This is a genomic window from Phyllobacterium sp. SB3, assembly GCF_040009165.1.
Classification (GTDB): Bacteria; Pseudomonadota; Alphaproteobacteria; order Rhizobiales; family Rhizobiaceae; genus Phyllobacterium.
Map to the genome: position 1 here is coordinate 1 of NZ_JBDYKI010000016.1, position 21,555 is coordinate 21,555.

Annotated in this window: 23 protein-coding genes; 14 read left to right on the top strand and 9 right to left on the bottom strand. The window is 53.4% G+C overall.

What is annotated here, in order from left to right:
* Window positions 1-636: 636 nt before the first annotated feature.
* The 6 genes from ABKW30_RS28870 to ABKW30_RS28895 all read left to right on the top strand — a co-directional run bounded on the left by ABKW30_RS28870 (window position 637) and on the right by ABKW30_RS28895 (window position 4,726).
* Window positions 637-1,587, top strand: a complete 951-nt coding sequence (locus tag ABKW30_RS28870; RefSeq protein ID WP_348602423.1) for a bifunctional helix-turn-helix transcriptional regulator/GNAT family N-acetyltransferase — start codon at window positions 637-639, stop codon at window positions 1,585-1,587.
* 396 nt (window positions 1,588-1,983) lie between these two features.
* Window positions 1,984-2,394 (top strand): AtpZ/AtpI family protein, encoded by a 411-nt coding sequence (locus ABKW30_RS28875; protein WP_348602457.1) that lies wholly within the window; start codon window positions 1,984-1,986, stop codon window positions 2,392-2,394.
* A gap of 48 nt (window positions 2,395-2,442) precedes the next feature.
* A complete protein-coding gene (locus ABKW30_RS28880; RefSeq protein ID WP_115052157.1) occupies window positions 2,443-3,195 on the top strand; it encodes a F0F1 ATP synthase subunit A in 753 nt (250 codons plus the stop codon).
* A 69-nt stretch (window positions 3,196-3,264) separates the two neighbouring features.
* Window positions 3,265-3,492: a F0F1 ATP synthase subunit C gene (locus ABKW30_RS28885; RefSeq protein ID WP_008125314.1), complete on the top strand. Its 228-nt coding sequence runs from the start codon at window positions 3,265-3,267 to the stop codon at window positions 3,490-3,492.
* Window positions 3,493-3,578: 86 nt separating this feature from the next.
* Window positions 3,579-4,229, top strand: coding sequence for a F0F1 ATP synthase subunit B (locus ABKW30_RS28890; RefSeq protein ID WP_348602424.1), 651 nt, complete (start codon window positions 3,579-3,581; stop codon window positions 4,227-4,229).
* A gap of 17 nt (window positions 4,230-4,246) precedes the next feature.
* Window positions 4,247-4,726, top strand: a complete 480-nt coding sequence (locus ABKW30_RS28895; protein ID WP_348602458.1) for a F0F1 ATP synthase subunit B — start codon at window positions 4,247-4,249, stop codon at window positions 4,724-4,726.
* Between the two features lie 204 nt (window positions 4,727-4,930).
* On the opposite strand, the gene ABKW30_RS28900 is transcribed toward ABKW30_RS28895, so the two are convergent.
* Together ABKW30_RS28900 and ABKW30_RS28905 are read right to left on the bottom strand one after the other, a co-directional pair.
* A complete protein-coding gene (locus ABKW30_RS28900) occupies window positions 4,931-5,590 on the bottom strand; it encodes a ribonuclease HII (protein ID WP_348602460.1) in 660 nt (219 codons plus the stop codon).
* Window positions 5,591-5,710: 120 nt separating this feature from the next.
* Window positions 5,711-6,862 (bottom strand): PA0069 family radical SAM protein, encoded by a 1,152-nt coding sequence (locus tag ABKW30_RS28905; protein WP_348602425.1) that lies wholly within the window; start codon window positions 6,860-6,862, stop codon window positions 5,711-5,713.
* A 104-nt stretch (window positions 6,863-6,966) separates the two neighbouring features.
* Here ABKW30_RS28905 and ABKW30_RS28910 point away from each other — a divergent pair, with 104 nt between their 5' ends.
* Complete coding sequence (locus ABKW30_RS28910) at window positions 6,967-7,503, top strand: glycosyl transferase family 2 (RefSeq protein WP_348602426.1); 537 nt, start codon at window positions 6,967-6,969, stop codon at window positions 7,501-7,503.
* 1 nt (window position 7,504) lies between these two features.
* Here ABKW30_RS28910 and moaB read toward each other — a convergent pair whose 3' ends face one another.
* The 6 genes from moaB to ABKW30_RS28940 all read right to left on the bottom strand — a co-directional run bounded on the left by moaB (window position 7,505) and on the right by ABKW30_RS28940 (window position 11,162).
* On the bottom strand, window positions 7,505-8,053 hold the full coding sequence (moaB, locus tag ABKW30_RS28915) for a molybdenum cofactor biosynthesis protein B (protein WP_348602427.1): 549 nt from the start codon (window positions 8,051-8,053) through the stop codon (window positions 7,505-7,507).
* Between the two features lie 2 nt (window positions 8,054-8,055).
* Window positions 8,056-8,940, bottom strand: a complete 885-nt coding sequence (locus ABKW30_RS28920) for a 4-(cytidine 5'-diphospho)-2-C-methyl-D-erythritol kinase (protein ID WP_348602428.1) — start codon at window positions 8,938-8,940, stop codon at window positions 8,056-8,058.
* Between the two features lie 5 nt (window positions 8,941-8,945).
* The gene (locus ABKW30_RS28925) at window positions 8,946-9,131 is read right to left on the bottom strand and encodes a hypothetical protein (RefSeq protein WP_348602429.1); all 186 of its coding nucleotides are present in this window, start codon (window positions 9,129-9,131) and stop codon (window positions 8,946-8,948) included.
* Window positions 9,132-9,216: 85 nt separating this feature from the next.
* Window positions 9,217-10,074 carry a S49 family peptidase gene (locus tag ABKW30_RS28930; protein ID WP_348602430.1) on the bottom strand — a complete coding sequence of 286 codons (858 nt, stop codon included), beginning with the start codon at window positions 10,072-10,074 and terminating at the stop codon, window positions 9,217-9,219.
* A gap of 71 nt (window positions 10,075-10,145) precedes the next feature.
* Window positions 10,146-10,937, bottom strand: a complete 792-nt coding sequence (locus ABKW30_RS28935) for a methyltransferase (protein ID WP_348602431.1) — start codon at window positions 10,935-10,937, stop codon at window positions 10,146-10,148.
* Window positions 10,938-10,940: 3 nt separating this feature from the next.
* Window positions 10,941-11,162 (bottom strand): DUF2007 domain-containing protein, encoded by a 222-nt coding sequence (locus tag ABKW30_RS28940; RefSeq protein ID WP_348602432.1) that lies wholly within the window; start codon window positions 11,160-11,162, stop codon window positions 10,941-10,943.
* 260 nt (window positions 11,163-11,422) lie between these two features.
* Here ABKW30_RS28940 and ABKW30_RS28945 point away from each other — a divergent pair, with 260 nt between their 5' ends.
* From ABKW30_RS28945 to glyS, 4 genes are all read left to right on the top strand, one after another.
* Window positions 11,423-12,439: a polyprenyl synthetase family protein gene (locus tag ABKW30_RS28945; RefSeq protein ID WP_348602433.1), complete on the top strand. Its 1,017-nt coding sequence runs from the start codon at window positions 11,423-11,425 to the stop codon at window positions 12,437-12,439.
* Window positions 12,440-12,575: 136 nt separating this feature from the next.
* A complete protein-coding gene (locus ABKW30_RS28950; RefSeq protein WP_348602434.1) occupies window positions 12,576-14,378 on the top strand; it encodes a tetratricopeptide repeat protein in 1,803 nt (600 codons plus the stop codon).
* 136 nt (window positions 14,379-14,514) lie between these two features.
* On the top strand, window positions 14,515-15,474 hold the full coding sequence (locus ABKW30_RS28955) for a glycine--tRNA ligase subunit alpha (protein ID WP_348602435.1): 960 nt from the start codon (window positions 14,515-14,517) through the stop codon (window positions 15,472-15,474).
* Entirely contained in the window at window positions 15,474-17,768 is a 2,295-nt protein-coding gene (glyS, locus tag ABKW30_RS28960; RefSeq protein ID WP_348602436.1) for a glycine--tRNA ligase subunit beta, read from the top strand. The genes ABKW30_RS28955 and glyS overlap by 1 nt, the downstream gene beginning before the upstream one ends.
* A gap of 30 nt (window positions 17,769-17,798) precedes the next feature.
* Here the strand turns inward: glyS and ABKW30_RS28965 are convergent, their stop codons facing one another.
* Entirely contained in the window at window positions 17,799-18,176 is a 378-nt protein-coding gene (locus ABKW30_RS28965; protein WP_348602437.1) for a hypothetical protein, read from the bottom strand.
* Window positions 18,177-18,344: 168 nt separating this feature from the next.
* Here ABKW30_RS28965 and ABKW30_RS28970 point away from each other — a divergent pair, with 168 nt between their 5' ends.
* The 3 genes from ABKW30_RS28970 to ABKW30_RS28980 all read left to right on the top strand — a co-directional run bounded on the left by ABKW30_RS28970 (window position 18,345) and on the right by ABKW30_RS28980 (window position 21,546).
* Window positions 18,345-19,337, top strand: coding sequence for an L-threonylcarbamoyladenylate synthase (locus ABKW30_RS28970; RefSeq protein WP_348602438.1), 993 nt, complete (start codon window positions 18,345-18,347; stop codon window positions 19,335-19,337).
* Window positions 19,334-20,749, top strand: a complete 1,416-nt coding sequence (locus ABKW30_RS28975) for an FAD-binding oxidoreductase (RefSeq protein WP_348602439.1) — start codon at window positions 19,334-19,336, stop codon at window positions 20,747-20,749. The genes ABKW30_RS28970 and ABKW30_RS28975 overlap by 4 nt, the downstream gene beginning before the upstream one ends.
* 224 nt (window positions 20,750-20,973) lie before the next feature.
* Window positions 20,974-21,546, top strand: coding sequence for a DUF6101 family protein (locus ABKW30_RS28980; protein WP_348602440.1), 573 nt, complete (start codon window positions 20,974-20,976; stop codon window positions 21,544-21,546).
* Window positions 21,547-21,555 lie beyond the last annotated feature (9 nt).

Below are 21,555 nucleotides of genomic sequence, written 5' to 3' on the forward strand. Positions count from 1 at the left end.
TTCACCTCCAGTTTTGAGAGCAAGGCCTTTGCCAAGGTCGGAGAGGCCAATCTTCTCCGATGCACCGGCTGGCTCGGTGCCTGCTGCTTCTGCTCTCAAATCTCTGATTTGGACCGGCGCAGTCTATCCTTGGAAAATCTGCACCCTGCAAGAAACGTAGGGTTGAAACGACACGGAGCGGTCATGTGTGGCTTGGAAAAATCGCAAATAATGATATAAGTGTTTCTGGAGTTGAGGACGGGCTTTCACCCGCCCCCGATTTTCTTATTTGATAAAGTTAACCCGGAAGGTCAGTGACCAGCTGCTCCGGGTTTTCTTTATTATAAGAGTGAAGCTAAATGGTTTGTACCACATAGGTTCACCTCCAGTTTTGAGAGCAAGGCCTTTGCCAAGGTCGGAGAGGCCAATCTTCCCCGATGCGCCGGCTGGCTCGACGCCTGCTGCTTCTGCTCTCAAACCTCTGATCTGAAACCACATCAGTCTATCCTTGGAAAATCTGCACCCTGCAAGAAACGCAGGGTTGAAACGGTGGCTTCAGACATTGCCGTGTGATGCGGGCAAACCAAATGTAAAATCCATTTACAGAGCTGAATCTTGAGAATATAGTTGTATGATACAACTATATTGGTGAGGAACATGAGCATGCTACTCGACACTGCGCCCATACGTGATGCCTCGCGTCGGATCGTTCGCGAGTTGGGCTTTATGCGCCCAACGCTTGCAGGAACGGAGTTTGCCCCGTCTTCCGTTCACGCGTTGATCGAGATTGGTCGAAACGGAACGCTGACAGCCGCCGAACTATGCGCGGTACTCGATCTCGAAAAATCCAGTGTCAGCCGCATGGTGCGAAAGCTCATTCAATCCGGCGAGTTGACCGAAGAGCCGAATGGTCAGGACGCACGCTCCAAATCGCTGTCTTTGACCGAACAAGGTCGCAATACACTCGCGGCGATCAATGCCTATGCTGATAATGTGGTGACTTCTTCGCTGGATGACCTTTCTGCAGCGATACAGGAAAAGGTGCGCGACGGACTTGTCGCCTATGCCGACGCGCTGGAGCACCGCCGTGTTGGGGAGGCGTCCAAGCCGGCAGCAATTGCCATCGAGAGCGGCTACCAACCGGGTATTATCGGGCGGTGTGCCGAGATGCATGGTCGCTATTATGCGCGAGCGGTAGGCTTCGACCATTTCTTCGAAGGCAAGGTGGCAACCGGACTTGCTGAATTTTCTGATCGTCTCGGCAGGCCGGTTAATCAGATTTGGGCGGCGATAGATGGGGAGAAGATCGTCGGCACTGTAGCCATCGACGGCGAAAATCTTGGAAACAACGTGGCTCATTTGCGCTGGTTCATCATGGAAGATGGTTATCGCGGCGCGGGTATAGGAAAACGATTGCTCGACGAAGCAGTCTCGTTCGCCGCCGCAAACGGCTTCACGGAAATACACCTCTGGACACTAAAGGGGCTCGACGCGGCTCGGCGTCTTTATGAAAGACAGGGCTTTGTCCTTGCCGACGAGTATGCCGGTGATCAGTGGGGGCGTGAAATCATGGAGCAGCGTTTCACACGTAAAGCTGGCGGAGATTAGGCCAGTGACCCATTGGAGCAGCTACAGCTTGCATCAATGGGCACGAAGGCGGCGGTCAAAACTGATCAGATATCTGTTGCTGCGCTTCTGGCGTCGGGCGACGGCAAAAACTCGCATTCGATGGTTTCGGTAGGACCTCAAGACCAAAACACGTAGCGTTTGGATAGCTGAATTACTCTGGCTGCTTTTGCAGGATCAAAGGCAGATTCGGCCAAGAAAATTGACCTCAGAGGTGAGGCGAAAAGTCATATTAACCTAAGGCATTGAATTCTAGTGAAAAAATTACCTTGGAGAGTCTCGACTCTGCGCCTTGACTAGCGAAGAGCGGGACAATATGTTGCGCGCGACTTCGAAGCGGGGATGAAGCCTCGCATTCAGTGTGTAAAGGACATGCCATTGGCAACGGGTAACGATCCCGATAAGTCAGGTTCTGTCGGTGACACGCCGGGTGCTGGCGGGGGACTAACTTCGGAAGAACTGGAGCTTCGGCGCCGCAGTCTGGAATCAAAACTGGTTTCCAAGGGTGCAGGCCGTAAAGCCGGTTCGGAAGACAAGGGGACGGAAACCGCCTCCGGTGTCGCGCAGGCCATGAAATTGTCGAGCGAGTTCATCGCGGGCGTTCTGGTTGGTGCGGGGTTGGGCTGGTTAGCTGACCGATTTTTGGGTACATCGCCATGGGGGCTTATCATTTTGCTCCTTCTGGGCTTTTGTGCTGGAACGCTGAATATCCTGCGCTCTGCAGGGCATGTGGCGGAAAACAGTGGGCTGGATTTCTCCAAGAAATCCGACCATGAAAAACCGGAATAGGGCTCATCGAGCACCGTTCGTGAGAACAGAATTAGAGACGAGGTAATAGTGTCCAACGATCCGATTCATCAATTCCACATTTCGCAATGGGTTCCCTTGCATGTGGGCGGCGTTGATCTGTCCTTCACCAATTCCTCTGCCTTCATGGTTGCCACAGTTGGCGTTGCCTCGGCATTTCTTTACCTTACATCGTCAAATCGCGGCCTCATTCCCACCCGCCTTCAGTCGGTTTCGGAAATGGCCTATGAATTTGTTGCCTCGACGCTGCGGGAATCGGCGGGCAGCGCGGGAATGAAGTTTTTCCCCTTTGTGTTCTCGCTGTTCATGTTCGTGCTCGTTGCCAATATGCTTGGCATGTTCCCGTACTTCTTCACCATCACCAGCCAGATCATCGTGACCTTCGCTCTTGCGGTTCTGGTTATCGGAACAGTCCTTGTTTATGGTTTTGCCAAACACGGTTTCAAGTTCCTCGGAGTGTTTGTGCCCTCCGGTGTACCCGGGCCGCTTCTGCTGCTCGTTGTTCCAATCGAAATTATCTCTTTCCTTTCCCGTCCGATCAGCCTTTCGGTTCGTTTGTTCGCCAACATGCTTGCTGGCCACATCACGCTGAAAGTGTTTGCCGGTTTCGTGGCTTCGCTCAGCGCATTTGGCGCAGTGGGTATCGGTGGCGCCATTTTGCCACTGGCCATGACAGTCGCACTGACGGGTCTGGAATTCCTGGTGGCTTTCCTTCAGGCCTACGTGTTCACCGTGCTTACCTGCATGTACCTGAACGACGCAGTTCATCCCGGCGGTCACTAACAACAGTTCACCGGCGGATGTCCGCCTAACGCAAATCTATTCTAACGATCTACCCTCAAGGAGTTTAATATGGATCCCGTAGCAGCAAAGTACATCGGTGCAGGTCTCGCTTGTTTTGGTATGGCCGGTACGGCCCTCGGCCTTGGCAACATTTTCGGCAGCTACCTCTCCGGTGCATTGCGCAACCCATCAGCAGCTGATGGCCAGTTCGGCCGTCTGGTATTCGGCTTCGCCGTTACTGAAGCTCTGGGCATCTTCTCGCTGCTCATCGCTCTTCTGCTTCTCTTCGCTGTTTAATAACGGCTTGCGATATTGGCTGCGCCCGGTCGCAATCGGGACCAGCGCAGCCAATATGATTTGAAGTTCAATCAAGGGGACAACGCATGTTCGTGTCTTCGGCTAACGCCGCATCCACAACAGATATAATAGTCGCTCAGAGCGAAGCACCGGCGCATACCGAAACGGTTGCACCCGGGACAACGCCTGATGCCCATGCTCCGGCAGATCCGACAGCGGGAACGCATTCGGAAACCGGTCATGCCAAAGCCGTTTTCCCTCCCTTTGATTCCAACCATTTTGCTTCACAGCTGCTTTGGTTGGCGATCACATTTGCACTTTTCTACGTCTTCCTGTCCCGCGTGGTTCTGCCGCGCATCGGTGGCATCATTGAAACGAGACGTGACCGTATCGCTACCGATCTTGATCAGGCGGCACGGATGAAACAGGAATCCGACGAGGCTCTGGCTGCCTATACCCAGGAACTCGCCGACGCAAAGAATAAAGCCGGCGCAATTGCGCAGGAGGCCCGTGATCAGGCAAAGGCGAAAGCCGATGCTGAACAGGCCGAAATTTCCGCAGCTCTCGAAAAGAAGCTGAGTGACGCTGAAGCCAGCATTGCCACGATCAAGAACAAGGCCATGCAGGAAGTAGGCTCCATTGCTGAAGATACAGCTGCTGAAATCGTCAAGAAGCTGTTTGGCGGTGCCGTCGACAAGCCAGCGATCTCCGCTGCTGTCAAAGCAGTGCGCGGCTAAGGAGAGACGTCATGGAATTGGATGCAACCTTTTATGCCCTCGTTGGCCTTATTCTCTTCTTGGCGCTGGTCGTCTATCTGAAGGTTCCAGGCGTTGTCGGTAAATCCTTGGATGCCCGTGCAGACAAGATTCGCGATGAGCTTGAAGAAGCCCGCCGCCTGCGCGAAGAAGCGCAATCTTTGTTGGCCGAATATCAGCGCAAGCGCAAGGAAGCCGAAAAGGAAGCCGGCGAGATCGTTGCCATAGCGCAGCGTGAGGCGCAGGGCCTGCTCGAGGAAGCCAAGAAGAAGACCGAGGATTACGTTGCCCGCCGCAATAAACTGGCCGAGCAGAAGATCGCTCAAGCAGAGGTTGAGGCCGTCAATGAGGTTCGTGCTTCGGCTGTAGATATTGCGGTTGCAGCCGCCAGCAGGATTTTGTCGGAAAAGGTCGATGCCAAGACATCTGCCGACCTGTTTAAATCTTCGCTCTCGGAAGTCAAATCCCGTTTGAACTAAAAAGAAGATCGACTTTCAAAAACTGAACGAAGCCGCCGAAAGGCGGCTTTATTTTTGCTCAGGGCATATTTCCAGAATGTGCGAGCTGTTTCGTAAAGAATGTCTGGAACTTGCGAGCGAAAACCTGAAGAATGTCAGAAAAATTGATGATTTTTGCAGCAAATTCGCTATCGCCGATTGCAATTTAGTTGTGCCCGATTGAAATCAGGCTTGGCGCTCTTTGAGTGGCGAAAAGCTGAAGCGGTGCAGGCCAACAACAGGCCCATGCTCCTCCATCGCATTGCGATGAATTTCCGTACCGTAGCCTGCATGTGATTCCAGCCCGTAAAGCGGATAGTATTGCCCGGTCTGGCTCATCATCCTGTCTCTTGTAACCTTGGCAAGTATCGACGCTGCGGCGATGGAAACCGAACGCTGATCGCCTTTGATCATGGCTGTGGCCGGGCAGGGCAGTCCGGGAGCAACATCTCTGCCATCAATCAATGCATGGCCCGGAATGATTGCAAGTCCATGTGTTGCCCGGCGCATTGCCTCAAGAGCAGCTTTTAGAATGTTCGTCGCATCGATCGCTGGCGCGGAAATACTGGATATTCCACAAGCCAATGCATTTTTTATAATGATTTCAAATAGTTCTTCGCGGCGCTTTGCCGTCAGGCGTTTCGAATCATCAAGTCCATCAGGGATTTTCTTGGGGTCAAGAATAACTGCGGCCGCAACCACAGGACCCGCCAGCGGCCCACGGCCTGCCTCATCGATACCGGCAATAAACTGGATACCGGAACGCATCAATTTCCTCTCGCTGGCAAAGTCGGGCTTGTCAGCAGTCAAGGGAAGCAGCAGAGAATCAGAACGTGATCGAGACATCTTGCGGCGACTCTCGCATTCGTCCTGATTCTCTGCAAGTCCCTGAGCAGCCGATGGGGCAAGGCTACTCAAGGTTACCGTCAGGCGGGGATGGGGATCGGGCCTGACGGAAGGGTGTTTCTAAAACAGCGTTAGTTGCTCGCTTCCGGGTGTTGGTGAGAAAAGATCAGTCCGTAGGCGCTTCTTGTTTATATTGATGCCAAGCCGCTTAGCAGCGATCTCAAAACGTCGTCCGATTTGCCATGCATAGGGGCCTTCGCCCCGCATGCGCTTACCCCATTCGGCATCGTAATCCTTGCCGTCGCGCATGGATCGAACCAGTGAAAGAACATGCCGGTAACGATCCGGATAGTTGCGAAGCAGCCATTCCTTGAACAATGGGCTAACTTCCAGCGGCAGTCGAAGCAGGACATACCCAGCCTCCAGCGCACCCATGGCGCGGGCACTGTCAAGGATGCGTTCGATCTCGTGATCGTTCAACCCCGGAATAAGTGGGGCGACCATAACGCCAACCGGAATCCCTGCTTCCGAAAGGCTTCTCAGGGCTTGCAGCCGCCGCGTAGGCGTTGATGCACGCGGCTCCATGGTACGGGCAAGCTTTCCATCCAGTGTCGTGACTGACAGGCAAACCTTGGCAAGACCCTTCTCAGCCATACGGGAGAGGATGTCCTGATCCCGCACGACCAATGCAGATTTCGTAACGATTCCAACAGGATGCTGATGAGCCTCCAGCACCTGAAGAATGTCACGCATGATGCGCCATTTCTTCTCGATGGGTTGATAGGGGTCGGTATTGGTTCCTATGGCAATTGTCTTTGCCGTATATCCGGGCTTGGACAATTCCTTATCCAGCATCTTCGCGGCATCAGGTTTGGCGAAGAGTTTTGACTCAAAATCGAGACCGGCGGACAGCCCCATATAGCTATGTGTCGGGCGGGCAAAGCAGTAGATGCATCCATGCTCGCAACCACGATATGGGTTGATAGACCGGTCAAAACTTATGTCAGGCGAGTCATTACGGGTTATGATCGTACGCGGCTTTTCGAGCTGCACCTCTGTCTTGAATGGCGGGAGATCCTCAATGGTTTCCCAACCATCATCATAGACGTGGCGGCTTTCTGCTTCGAAGCGCCCGGTAGGGTTCATTCCCGCACCGCGCCCGCGTCGGCGCTCTCCATCTATTCGCAAGCCGGCATCTTCGATCAACGCGTTGGCATGTTGTGCTCGGCCGCTTCCGAATGCGGCCTTGTCCGCCTGCACTACAATGTTCATCTGCGTTCTCCTTGCCAAGTACGCCGATTCGGCGGCACTACAACGTGAATCTATTCCTATCAAATTATGAGAACAAATCAAGAACAATTTAGATAAAACGATTGATGGAAATTCTAGTCACATTGATATATTGGCTAGATATGATCTCCGTCCTGATTGAAACCCGGAACTCAGACGAACTGTTGGCCAGAACGCTTGCGGGACTGGTTGGTGGAGCTGTCGAGGGACTTTTGAGTGACGTGATTGTCGTCGATTATGGCTCCTCGGACCAGACTCACCGCGTGGCTGATGCAGCTGGCTGCATCTTCCTTCAGGATCAGACACTGATCGATGGTTTCCGGCGGGCGCGCAGCGAGTGGTTTTTGCTTATAGAACCCGGTGCAAGGCTGCTTGATGGGTGGATTGAGCCCGTCGCTGTCCATGTCGAGCGCGCGCAGGGGCCCGCCTGTTTCACCTGCTCACATGCTCACCGCAAGCCGTTGTTCAACAGGCTTTTCTCGAAGCGTAGCCCTATTGCCGATGGGCTTTTGATCTCCAAGCGGCAAGCGATGGCCTTGCTGAAGCCAGAGAAGAAGGCAGCCGATCTGGCACGCGGTCTCGCAATGAAGCGCCTGCGGGCAGAAATTATTCCGACAGGATAGACTAGGCTTTTCCGGTTCTTTTGAGATGCTCATCGAGACGAGGCATGATCTCGACGAAATTGCAGGGCATGTGGCGATAATCAAGCTGGTACTGGAGAATATTGTCCCAGGCATCCTTGCAGGCCCCGGGCGAGCCCGGTAATGCAAACACGAAAGTAGCGTTTACGACGCCGCCAGTTGCACGGGACTGGATCGTGGAAGTCCCGATCTTGTCATAGGAAATCCTGTGAAAGACTTCGGAAAACCCATCCATTCTCTTCTCGAATATCGGCTCAAGCGCCTCCGGCGTCACATCCCGCCCGGTAAATCCGGTGCCGCCTGTCGTGATGACAACATCAATCTGTTTGTCCTTTGACCAAGCAAGCACGCGCTCGCGAATTTTGATCACATCATCAGTGACAATGGCGCGGTCTGCCAATATATGGCCTGCCGCTGCGATGCGATCGGCTAGCGTTGTGCCTGATTTGTCGTCATCGAGGGTGCGCGTATCCGATACCGTAAGAACCGCAATTTTGACGGGTACGAAAACGCGCTCTTTATGCTGCTCCAAGGTCAGTGTCCTTCTTCAGCGCTATGGGTCTCGATCACGAACCACGATGGATAGGTCTTCCGCAAATGCGAAGCGGCAGCACTAGCTGCCTCATCATTATCGTAAATTGCAAAACAGGTGGCGCCTGATCCGGACATCCGTGCGAGCAGAGGTGAAGTCGAATTCAGAGCGTCTATTGTTTCCACTATCTCGGGTAGAAGCTCGGCCGTTGCAGCAAACAGATGGTTTTTGGTCTGCTCAAGATAAGCGCAAACATCAGCGATATTTTTCAACTCCGGAATGGCTGGTAATCCGGTATTATTCCGCTTTTTCAAGGCGTTGAAAACTTGAGGCGTAGAAATTGCATTGCCATCATTGACGAGAACCATCGGCAGGCGGGGGACGGTGGCAACCTTTTCCAACTCTTCGCCAATGCCTCGGGCAACCACAGGTCTGCCGTGCAGGCACATGGGCACATCTGCACCTAAACTCAGTCCGATATTGTTGAGTCTGGCAGGATCGATACGGATACACCAAAGGGAGACCAGTGCTTTCAAGGTTGAAGCCGCGTCGCTCGAACCTCCGCCGATACCCGAGGCAATTGGCAAGTGTTTATCCAGATTGATGGCGACCGGAAAAGCTTCGTCGGGAAACTCGGCACGCAGCCTGTCCCGCGCCTTCAATACAAGGTTCGAACTGTCGGCGGGAAGCCCATCACCATAGGGGCCGGATAGATGAAATGAATCGGCATTGGCACGTTTAACGGTGATCTTGTCTCCAAAACCGGCAAATACCACAAGGCTGTCCAGAAGATGATATCCATCATCCCGCTGTCCGGTTACGTGAAGTGCCAGATTGATCTTGGCAGGTGCAGTCAGGCTGATCGCTTGATCAAGGCTGTCGAGCATTCCGGTCAGTCTTTACGCAGACGATATTCGCCGGTTTCCGGATCTTGTACCAATGTGCCTTGCGAGCGGTTCTGGACTTCTTTTTCCGCATCGCGAACACGTTTGGATACGCGCTGGGCCTCGCGTTTGAACGAGCGATATCCGTAGTAGGCGGCAATGCCGACAAGGAGGAAAAAGATCAGTTGTGGCATCGTCCATAAACCCCGAATATTTCAAGCGCCGCTATTCTTGCCAATCATAGCACGGCGCTGTGCTCTTGCCAAAATACACAGAAGATTAAAGGCCAAAACGTGACCAAAGCGCCCGTTCTTCCGCCGCATTGACAATACCATCGGCTAGGCCGGCTCCCAATCCTCCAAACTTGATCTCGGCAGAAGGGAGTTTTCGACCAAATAGTCCACGCGGTTGGGAAATGAGCTTCAACTTGGTCTTGGGGCCATATTGCGACTGCAAATGCGAGCGCATATCGCCAAGTTCATCCACCAGCCCAAGCTCTACGCCGCGTGTTCCTGTCCAGAACAGCCCTGTGAAAAGATCAGGATTATCGCTCAGCTTTTCGCCACGCCGCTCTTTCACGAGACTGATGAATGTTTCGTGAATTTCTAGCTGAAGGGCTTTTAGATGCTCGATATCCTGCTTGTTTTCCGGCTTGAAAGGATCAAGCGTCGCTTTATTTGATCCAGCCGTATGAACGCGTCGTTCAACGCCAATCTTCTTGATCAGTTCGGTAAATCCAAAACTTGCGGAAACGACCCCGATTGAACCTACAATCGATGAGGGATCGGCAATGATCTCATCACCGGCAACCGCGATCATATAGCCGCCAGACGCAGCAACATCCTCGACGAAGACGTAGACCTTCTTGTTCTTTTCTGCAGCAAGATCACGAATGCGCCGATAGATTAGCCGTGATTGAACCGGCGAGCCGCCGGGTGAATTGATGGAGATTGCAACGGCTGGAGCATCCTTATCGCCGAAAGCTTCCTCAAGCATGCCAGCCGTAGAGCTGAGAGACAGATCGTTACGGAAACGGCTGCCACCGGACATGATCGCGCCATGAAGGCGTACCACCGGAATCTCGATATGGTCTGGGCGCCAACGGCGGGGCAATAGTTTCCGGATAAATCGAGCCAAGCGGGTCTCCTTTTGCGTGCTTACTTCAGACCATGTAGGCGATGCAGAGAAAATCACAATGGTACCAAAGTTTAAAACAGCGAAGCGACTCCGTTAGTTATGGCTATGGCGTGCTCAGTAAATTCGTTGCCGGTTTCGTGGTGCATTATCAATGCGGGATGAAATGTCAGCCCGGCACGACTGCCTTTTATGCCCTTGATGATAACCCGGATAGCCGGGTCCTGCGGCCGTGGCTGGATAGGCACGATGATCAGGCTGCCAAACCGCCGCTCTAATGCCGCGAGCAATTCGAGCATCGATGCGGGCCGGGCGATGACAGCGACTGACCCTCCGGGTTTGACTATGGCAGCGGCGGTCTTGATCCATTTTTCCAGCATGCCTTCTGTCATGACGTGAGCTTCCGCCTTCAACGCATCAGGTGTCGCGCGGTCCTTCGCCTCGTTGAAAGGCGGGTTCATGATGGCAAAATCAAAACTGTTATCGGCAAGGCCGGAGGCTGTACGCGACTTGCCCGTGGAAGTGACATCGGCCTCGACTACCTCGCACCGGCCTGAAAATAGGCTGTTTTCAGGCAGGGACAAAGAGGAACGGGCAAATTCGGCCATCAGTTCGGACCGTTCGATGAGTGTGGCTGTCGCTTTGCCGCAGCGGGAAAGAACCGCGAGTCCGGCAGCCCCGGCACCAGCGCCGAGATCGGCAACACGTCCATTGAAATCACTTGGCACGACACTGGCCAGCATCATGGCATCTACGCCGGACCTGTGGCCTTTTGCGGAAGGCTGGATGAGGTGAAACCTGCCGCGATGAAAGGCATCAATCGTATGGGGAATCTCTGGTATATGGGGGATATTCGGCCGGGACATAGGTCAGCCGCGAAGCTCCTGTTCGATCCCGGCATCGATCAAAAGCTGGCGCGCTTCTTTTTCAGATTCGGTGTCGACCATTACGCGTCTTGCAAGGACACCAAGTGACCCCTCGAGAACACTCATATTGGCATCGGCGATAAAATATTTGATCTGCGCATCTTTCAACAAGGATTCTACGAACGAAATAAGGACAGGGTCGTTGAGGCGCATTATTTCAATCATTTGAACTACCGTTTCGAAAGGATCGGGAGAATAGCCAAGCGGCTGTATCACGAATTTGTGGGCCACACCAAATTCTGCGCGCTAATTCGCCGCTTGCGGGTTATAGGCAGTCAAAATAAGGTGGCGCCGCATTACCGCGCCATGGATTCCTTCGGGGTTCATACCAGTCGCAGTAAGATTTTGATTTGGCCCATAATGCTTTCTGGAGATCGGATTCGATCTCTGGAAATAAGCCGGTCCAGAACAGTAGGAGTTTCATTTTGGGCGTTGTTGTCAGTCTTGGGGATAAGAAAAGCAGTGCTGGTTCGGTCCAGCCTCTGGTCGATTTGACCAAGGCGGATATGGGGCGGGTCAACGAACTTATTTTGTCTAAAGCCGGGTCGGACGTGGAAATGATCCCCGAGGTTGCAAATCATCTGATTTCCTCCGGTGGCAAGCGTCTGCGCCCGATGATTACGCTCGCAGCGGCACGTATGTTCGGCTACGAAGGCGATGGCCATGTGAAGCTGGCAACCAGCGTCGAATTCATGCATACCGCGACGCTTCTCCACGACGATGTGGTCGATGAAAGTGATCTGCGCCGCGGCAAAAGTACGGCCCGTATGATCTGGGGCAATCAGGCAAGCGTTCTGGTTGGAGATTTTCTTCTGGGGCAGGCCTTCAAGATGATGGTTGAAGTCGGCTCACTGGATGCGCTTGACGTCCTCGCCACTTCCGCCTCGGTTATTGCCGAAGGCGAAGTCATGCAGCTTTCAGCGGCAAAAAACCTCGAAACCACCGAAGATGAATATCTGGCGGTCATCAAGGCAAAGACTGCGGCGCTCTTCTCAGCAGCGGCGGAAGTCGGGCCAATCATCGCGTCTGCTTCAAAAACTGATCGGCAGGCACTGCGTTCATATGGCCTCAACCTTGGACTTGCCTTCCAGCTTGTAGATGATGCGTTGGATTATGGCGGCAATGCCAAGGATCTCGGAAAAAATACCGGCGATGATTTCCGCGAGGGCAAGATCACTCTTCCGGTCGTGCTCACTTATCGGCGGGGCACATCCGAAGAGCGCCAGTTCTGGAAGGAAGCGCTCGAAAATGGTGTGAATGACGACAAAGGGCTGGAGAAAGCCAAGGGCCTGATGACACGATATGGCGCATTGAGTGATACTATCCAGCGTGCCAGACATTTTGGCGGAATTGCGCGCGACGCGCTGGCGCCGCTGGATCACTCGCCGCAGAAAGATGCCTTGCTTGAGGTAATTGATTTCTGCATCAGCCGGGTGAATTAAGGGCTGGCTGATCGGAGTGTGAGCTATCCGATCTTTCAGTCTTTGGGAAAACTTGAGCAAGAACCGTAAAAAGGCCATGGTTTGCTTGAGGATTCGTGATGTCGTTCCAGGTTTAGGCAATGAAGAGGGATTTGTTATGCAGCGCAGTAAGATGCTTGGCTCCATTTTGGGAGCTACACTGGCTGCCTTGATAGGTGGTGCGATCCCCGCCACCGCAACCACGGCACAAACGCCGGTAATAAACACCGGGAACCTGTCAGGTGCCTTTCTCTCTGCTCGAACCGCCGAGCGTGACAACGATTTTGACAGCGCCATAGCATTCTATCGGCAGGCGTTGACCTATGATCCAAAGAACACAGAGTTACGCCAGAGCCTTCTGCTTGTTCTTTTGACCAATGGCCAATTCAAGGAAGCACTACCGCTCGCCGCCGAACTCAAAGCCATGCCGGAAATCGAACGTTTCTCGCGTCTCGCGCTTGGCATCGATGCCCTGAACAAAAAGCAATATCGTCAAGTCGATACCTTGATGATGTTGTCTCTCCAGTCCGATTTGGATCGTATGGTCACTGGGCTGATTGCGGCATTTGCAAAGGCTGGCGCAGGCAAACCCAACGAAGCTTTGTCAATGATCGACAAATTGAAGGGGCCCGAAGGCTTTACACTATTCAAGACTTATAGCTCAGCGCTGATTTCCGACATGGCTGGCCAGAAGAAAAAGGCGGCTGCGTTCTATCAAAGCGCCATTGACAACAAAGCCAATATTGCTGCTGCTCCGGACACGTATGAGCGGCTCGTCGAAGCCTTTGCTTCGTTCAAAATTCGCAATGACGATAAAGCCGGTGCAGAAGCGCTGGTGAAAGAAGCGACTGAAGTTCTGTCGGGACGCATGGTTCTGGTGGAATTCGGCAAGCAGATCGCCAACGCGAAAACGATCAAACCACTTATCCAGACACCGCAACAAGGTGCTGCCGAGGTTCTCTATACAGTTGCGACGGCTATCGACAACAATGGTGCAGAGGCCTTCTCAAAGCTTTATCTGCAAATGTCGCTACCGCTGCGCCCGGATCACGATGCAACCCTTTATCAATTGGGCGATCTCAGCGCGAAACTCGAGCAGCCGGAAAAGGCAATCGAATATTTCAGCAAAATCGCAAAGGATTCCGCTTACCGACGTGATGCTGAAATGCAGCTTGCGATAAACCTCTCGGTTCTGAAGCGCAATGATGATGCGATAAAGCATCTCGGTGTTTTGCTTGAAAGCAACCCCGAGGACATGCGTACCTATCTGGCGATTGGCACAATTTACGGACAGGACAAAAATTACAGGCAGGCGGCCGAAATCTATGACAAGGCTGTTGGCGTGCTAAAGCAGCCTACCCGTAACGATTGGACGATCTTTTACCAGCGCGGAATTGCGTATGAGCGTCTGAAGGAATGGGATAAAGCAGAGCCTAATTTCCAGAAAGCGCTTGAGCTTTATCCCGACCAGCCGCAAGTCCTGAACTATCTTGGTTATTCCTGGATCGACATGAATATCAAGTTGGAGGAGGGGTTGGATCTGATCAAGAAGGCCGTCGCTGCGCGACCACAGGATGGCTACATCGTTGATTCACTGGGTTGGGCTTATTATCGCTTGGGCCGGTACGACGAAGCCGTCAAGCAGCTTGAGCAGGCAGTCAAGCTGCGTGCCGAAGACGCCACGATCAATGATCATCTGGGTGACGCTTATTGGCGGGCAGGGCGTAAGCTTGAGGCGACTTTCCAATGGGCCCATGCGCGTGATTCCAAGCCAGAACCAGAAGATTTGGTCAAGATTGAAGAGAAGTTGAAAAACGGGCTTCCGGACGAAAAGGACCCCGGCGTAGCAAAAAACAATGTCGAGGCACCGGAACCTCCCTCGAAACCTGCTCCCGCTCCGGCACCCGACAAGAAGGGCTGATTTCTTCGTTTTACTTGACCGGCCAGAGTCCACGTCTTAGAGCATGATCCCGAAAAGTCGCATGACTTTTCCGGACAAGATCATGTTCTGAACGAAACTCGCATTCTCTGCTATTACCAGTCATAAAGGCCGCACGGTGACTTCTTCCCTGCCAGATCATATGCACCCAACCCGCTCGTTTCAGGGGCTTATCCTGACACTCCATAATTACTGGGCGCAGCACGGTTGTGTAATCCTGCAACCCTATGACATGGAAGTTGGCGCGGGTACGTTTCATCCGGCGACGACACTGCGTTCACTCGGACCAAAGCCGTGGAAGGCTGCCTATGTGCAGCCATCGCGCCGCCCGAAAGACGGACGTTACGGCGAAAATCCCAACAGGTTGCAGCATTATTATCAGTATCAGGTAATCATGAAGCCATCGCCGCCTGATCTGCAGGAGCTTTATCTTGGCTCTTTGCGGGCAATCGGCCTCGATCCCCTGATACACGACGTGCGCTTCGTTGAGGACGACTGGGAGAGCCCGACATTGGGCGCTTGGGGACTTGGCTGGGAATGCTGGTGTGATGGCATGGAGGTCTCGCAGTTCACCTATTTCCAACAGGTCTGCGGGATTGAGTGCTCACCTGTCTCTGGTGAATTGACTTATGGTCTTGAGCGTCTCGCCATGTATGTGCAGGGCGTCGACAATGTTTACGACCTGAATTTCAATGGCCTCGAAGGCGATGAAAAAGTGACCTATGGCGATGTATTCCTGCAGGCCGAGCAGGAATATTCCCGGCACAATTTCGAACATGCGAATACGGGCACGCTGTTGCGGCATTTCGAAGATGCCGAAGCGGAGTGTGAGGCGCTGCTGCGTGCTGGTTCACCAAAGGATGGTGACAATAACCCGCAGCACAAGATGGTTCTCCCCGCCTATGATCAATGTATCAAGGCCTCGCATGCCTTCAATCTTCTTGATGCCCGCGGTGTCATTTCGGTAACGGAGCGTCAGAGCTATATTCTGCGTGTACGCAATCTTGCCCGGCAGTGCGGTGAGGCATTCCTTCTAACGGAAGCGGGTGGTCTGAATTTCAAGAGTGAGTCCGTATAATGCCTGATCTATTGCTCGAACTCCGCTCGGAAGAAATTCCTGCACGTATGCAGCGCAAGGCCGCTGGTGATTTGAAGAAACTGGTCACGGATGCTTTGGTCGATGCCGGGCTTACCTATGAAGCTGCAGGTGATTACTGGACGCCGCGCCGCCTTACACTGGACATACGTGGGCTCACAGCCCGTTCCAAGGATGTGCACGAGGATCGCAAGGGACCGAGCGTCAACGCTCCTGAGCAGGCTATTGCAGGCTTCCTGCGGTCAGCAGGTCTATATGATGTTTCCGAAGCGCACGTCCATACGGACCCGAAGAAGGGTGATTTCTACGTTGCCCATTTGACGAAGCCCGGGCGCGGTGCTGAAGAAATCATCGCAGAATTGATGCCGAAGATCATCCGCGAGTTTCCATGGCCGAAATCCATGCGATGGGGTGCAGCTTCATCGAAGTCAGGAAGCTTGCGGTGGATTCGCCCGCTTCAGTCGATCGTATGCACATTTGGCCCGGAGACCGAAGAGCCCGTCATTGTTGATTTTGAAATAGACGGTCTCCGCTCCGGTAATGTGACCTATGGTCATCGCTTCCTGAGCGATGGCAAGCCGATTACCGTTCGTCGTTTTGACGATTATGTGGCCAAGCTTGAAAAGGCCAAGGTTGTTCTTGATGCGGATCGCCGCAAGGAAATCATCCTTTCCGATGCGCAGAACATTGCTTTTGCATCAGGGCTCGAGCTTGTCGAAGATGAGGCGCTTCTTGAAGAGGTGTCAGGTCTTGTCGAATGGCCTGTGGTTCTGATGGGTGAGTTCGAGGAAGAGTTCCTTGCAATTCCACCGGAAGTCATTCGTCTCACGATCAAGACAAATCAGAAATGCTTCGTTACCCGCAAGCAAGGTGAGGCGGACAAGCTATCCAACAAGTTCATTCTCGTTTCCAATATTGAAGCGAAGGATGGAGGCCGTGAAATTGCCCATGGCAATGGCAAGGTTGTGCGTGCGCGATTGTCCGATGCACTATACTTTTGGAACACCGACCAGCATGATCTTCCAGATATGCACACGCTGGCACCTGCTGCAATCAAGTTTGACCTCGATTTGAAGAAGCCGCTGGACCAACGCATGGCGCGTCTGGATGCGCTCAATGTCACCTTCCATGCAAAGCTTGGTACTCAGGGTGAGCGCGTAACACGCATCAAGAACCTTGCTCGTGAGCTTGCGACACGCATAGGTGCTGATCCCGCATTGGCAAGCCGTGCTTCAGTTCTGGCCAAAGCCGATCTTACAACAGAAATCGTTGGTGAGTTCCCCGAGTTGCAGGGTGGCATGGGCCGCAAATATGCACTCCTGCAAAACGAACATGCATCGGTAGCTGCCGCCATTGAGGAGCACTACAAGCCTCAAGGTCCATCTGACTTCGTACCGAGTGATCTCGTTTCGGTTACTGTAGCGTTGGCTGACAAGTTGGACACGCTGGTGGGTTTCTGGGCCATTGACGAAAAACCAACTGGCTCGAAAGATCCGTTTGCACTGCGTCGTGCCGCTTTGGGCGTTATCCGGCTGCTGCTTTCAAGCGACTGGAAGATCGAACTTCTGCCGGTGTTCCAATCTGCTTTCATCCAGTTGCGCGAAGAGAAAATCGAGCAGCGGATTGAGCATTTCGAGGACGCGCAGGCCGCGCAGGATTCCGGCGATGTAGATGGTGAGGAAGATGTCACCAATGCAATTTCCGGCTTTGAAAAGCGGATACGCGGCCAGCTTTCGGAACGGTCGCAACCGATCCTGCTCGACCTTCTGGCATTCTTCCACGAACGTTTGAAAGTGCATCTGCGTGACCTCGGTGCCCGTCATGACCTTATCGATTCTGTGCTCAAACCGGACTCGGATAATCTGCTGCTCATTGCACGGCGGGTCGAAGCGCTGGTGGTTTTCCTCAATACGGAAGACGGCAAGAATCTTGTCGCAGGAACCAAGCGCGCCGCGAATATTCTGAGCGCGGAAGAGAAGAAGGGCACGGCAATTTCAGACGAGGTAAGGCCCGAGCTTTTCAACGAAGATGCAGAAAAGAACCTGTATTCTGCGGTGAATCAAGCTGAGAGCCAAGCAGCGCAAGCGATTCAAAATGAAGACTTTTCGGGCGCTATGATTGCACTTAGTGCTTTGCGTGAACCAGTTGATTCATTTTTTGAAAAAGTGCTGGTTAATGACGATAATGCGGATGTTCGCGCCAATCGTCTGGCTTTGCTTTCCCGTATCCGAACGGCAACCAATACTGTTGCTGATTTCTCGAAAATTGTTGGCTGACAATGAGATAGGCGGATTCTTTCGCCTGTCCTAGTTCATTCCTGCGCGAAGCGGCGTGTCAATCGCTTCCGGTTTTGGCTTGGCGGGAGTTGCTTCGCCGGAAGCCACAAGCTCCGAGGCTCTTGCGGCGATCAGTGAATCGGTCGGCACTGTGTTGCCTTGCAGGCGAGCCATGTACTCGCGTGAACGGGCACGTCTTTCTGCATACGCCTTTTCGCGCGCTGCTTCCTCTGCGGTCTTTTCGAGGCATGGGGTGCAAACCGGATTACCATTGGCGTCGAAGCTGTCATAGCCAATATAGGATACGGAATTAGGCTTGGCCGCCGATCCGGTGGCGATAATGGAATCAGCAAATGCCGATGCGCTTATCAAGGCGATAGCGGAAGCTGCAATGAACTGTCGAAGCATGGCGGATCAATCCCGTGGTCTATAAGCCTTCTCTAACGATGATTCATTGCCAAACCTTCCTCACGATGGATTCAATTTTAGACATGACATCATTCGAGCTGTTCATCAGCTGATACTTGCGGCGCGCTACCTCATTCGTGTAGGCAGTGGCGACCATCGGAGGTTATCTTGGCTACAATCTTGGGCATAGACGAACAGGCGATCCTTGCTGCAGCTGATACGTTGGCTCAGGGGAAGCTGGTGGCTATCCCGACGGAGACGGTATATGGCCTTGCAGCCGATGCTACGAACGGAAGTGCAGTTGCCGGTATCTTTGAAGCAAAGGGGCGCCCGCACTTCAATCCGCTGATCTGTCATGTCTCGGATATTGCCATGGCTGAGCGTTATGCGAAGATTGATCCGGTTTCACGCTTGTTGATCGATGCCTTTTGGCCGGGACCACTTACGCTCGTTTTGCCATTGAAACCGGATGCAGATATTCACCCGTTGGTCGCTGCCGGGCTCGATACAATTGCCCTGCGCATGCCGCGTGGAGTGGCTCGTAAAATCATCGCCGCTTTGGATAGGCCGCTTGCAGCACCAAGCGCGAACACGTCGGGAAAGATCAGCGGCACCAGTGCCATCGCAGTGGAGCAGGACCTTGGCTCGAAGATTGCCATGATCCTCGATGCAGGTCCTTCGGAAGTCGGGCTTGAGTCTACCATTGTCAAAGTTGATGGTGATACAATTCTCATGCTTCGCCCGGGAGGTCTTGCAGCCGAAGAGATCGAAGCTGTAACTGGCCGCAAGCTCGGCCGGGTTGATCAGCGCGCGGCCATTCAAGCACCGGGAATGATGGCTTCTCATTATGCGCCATCTGCGGCAATGCGATTGAATGTACACGAGGTCATGGCAGGCGAGGCTTTGCTGGCATTTGGGCCGGAACGCGCAAATGGGTATTCAGGAGCCGCTGCTATGCTGAATCTCAGCGAGACGGGCAGCCTGCATGAGGCTGCAACCAATCTCTTTGACTTCATGAAACGACTCGACATCACCGGCAGTTCAACAATTGCTGTCGAGCCCATTCCTTTCAACGGCCTTGGCGAGGCCATCAATGATCGTCTTATCCGCGCCGCAGCGCCCCGCTCGCTGTCGGTAGCCGAAATGGAACAGATAAAATGACCCTGACGCAGGATTTGATCGAACGCTTTGTTGCAATAGTCGGAGAGACATATGCATTGCGCGATGCCAATGACATTGAACCTTTCCTGATCGAGCCACGCGATAAATTCGGAGGCAAGACATCGCTGGTGCTGCGACCGGCCAATGTCGATGAAGTTTCAGCCATCCTCAAACTGGCAACTGAAACAGGAATCGCGATTGTGCCGCAAGGTGGCAATACAGGGCTTGTTGGCGGTCAGATACCGGATGGAAGCGGAAATCAGGTAATCCTGTCGCTGGCACGCCTTAACAAAATCAGGAGTATCGATCCCGCTGGCAATCTTGCGATAGTGGAAGCCGGTGTTGTTCTGCAAAAATTGCAGGAAGCTGCAGCGCAAACGGGCAAGCTGTTTCCCTTGTCCCTTGGCTCGGAAGGTTCTTGCCAGATTGGAGGAAACCTTTCCTCCAATGCCGGTGGAACGGCAGTGCTTGCCTATGGCAACACGCGTGAATTGTGCCTCGGCGTGGAAGTTGTTTTGCCTACCGGTGAAATCCTGAATGATCTGCGCACAGTCAAGAAAGATAACACCGGCTACGACCTGAAGGATTTGTTCGTCGGGGCGGAAGGGACGCTGGGCATTATTACTGCGGCGGTCATGAAGTTGTTTCCTCTGCCGAAGGGCAAAGGGGTTGCCTATGTCGGGCTTTCCAGCCCTGAAAATGCCCTGCAACTGCTCAATATGGCTCAAACCCACGCTGGCGCTTCCCTGACAGGTTTCGAACTGATGCCGCGCATTGGCGTCGAGTTTTCGGTTGCCCATACGGAAGGTGTGCGTGATCCGCTGCAGGAACCGCATAACTGGTATGTGCTGCTCGATATCTCATCATCCCGTTCAGCCGAGGACGCGCGCGAAACCATTGAGACAATTCTGACCGAGGCATTCGAAGCCGGGCTGGTTGACGACGCAACGATTGCTGAGAGCACAGCGCAGGAAAAGTCTTTCTGGCATATGCGCGAGGCCATGTCCCACGCGCAGAAGCCAGAGGGGGGCTCGATCAAGCACGATATTTCCGTGCCTATAGCCAGAATTCCGGAATTCATAAAGGAAGCCGATGCGGCGGTGCTGGCTCTCATTCCGGGCGCCCGCATCGTGTCGTTCGGTCACATGGGCGATGGCAATCTGCATTATAACATTTCGCAGCCTGTTGGTGCTGACAAGCAGGCGTTTCTTGATCGTTGGGTGGAAGTCAACAAAAGCGTTCATGACATCGTTCGTGCTTATCAAGGCTCGATCTCGGCAGAACATGGCATTGGTCAGTTGAAACGGCAGGAGCTATCTGAAACCAAGTCGCCTGTTGCACTAGATCTTATGCGCCGCATCAAGAAATCCTTCGATCCGGCGGGGATAATGAACCCCGGCAAGGTTATCTGAAATCGCAATGATTTGTTCATCCACCTTACCAGAATCTTGGAGCTGGTCGGGTTTCGATAACCATTCCAACTAATCAGAAAGAGTTAACCCAGTTCGTTAAGCGGTATTGGGAAAGTTGGCGCTACTGTGTCCCTAACGAGACCAGAAAATGGTCCGTCCTTACAGGGAAATAAAAATCAGAGAAGACCGGAAAACCGGCTCTCAGGATCGACAGAAGGCGTCAAATGAACAAAGCCGGAGTAAAGCCGGTTTGGGCAGGTCGGGAATTCCGGCTTGACCCATTCCATCTGCCACAGACAGTAACTTATGCCACTCGCGATGATCGCGGCGACATCACTTTCACGTTGCACGAACGAGGTGCGGTGGTGAAGCGTGTTCTTCCAGCCAGCAATTTGCCGGTTTCTCTTGCTCTTCCGCCTTGTGCTTTCCGCGGTGTTACTGCCCGTGCAACGGAAGATGAGCTTGGCGATATCACTGTTACGCTGGAGCTCATGCATACGGACCCGCATCTTTCGGTGCCATTACTTGTCGCCCATGATTTGAATGATGTGGCCGCTGATTGGCGGGCATGGTCGTCAATGTTCAAGCTGCCAATGATGATGGTGGAAGAAGATGGTGTCGCCCGCCAGCTTGATCACAGCATCGGCCCCGTTGCCGTCTCCGCACCGACGCCGCGTCGGCAGGGTCGTGAACCGCGCCGTCGCCGCCCACGCTTCCTTGCCCGCCGGAAAATGGGCGATCTCGGCCTTCGTCTGGTCATCAGCGGTGAAGAGATTATTGCGCAGGGCTCGAAGTAGCCTTGGCAT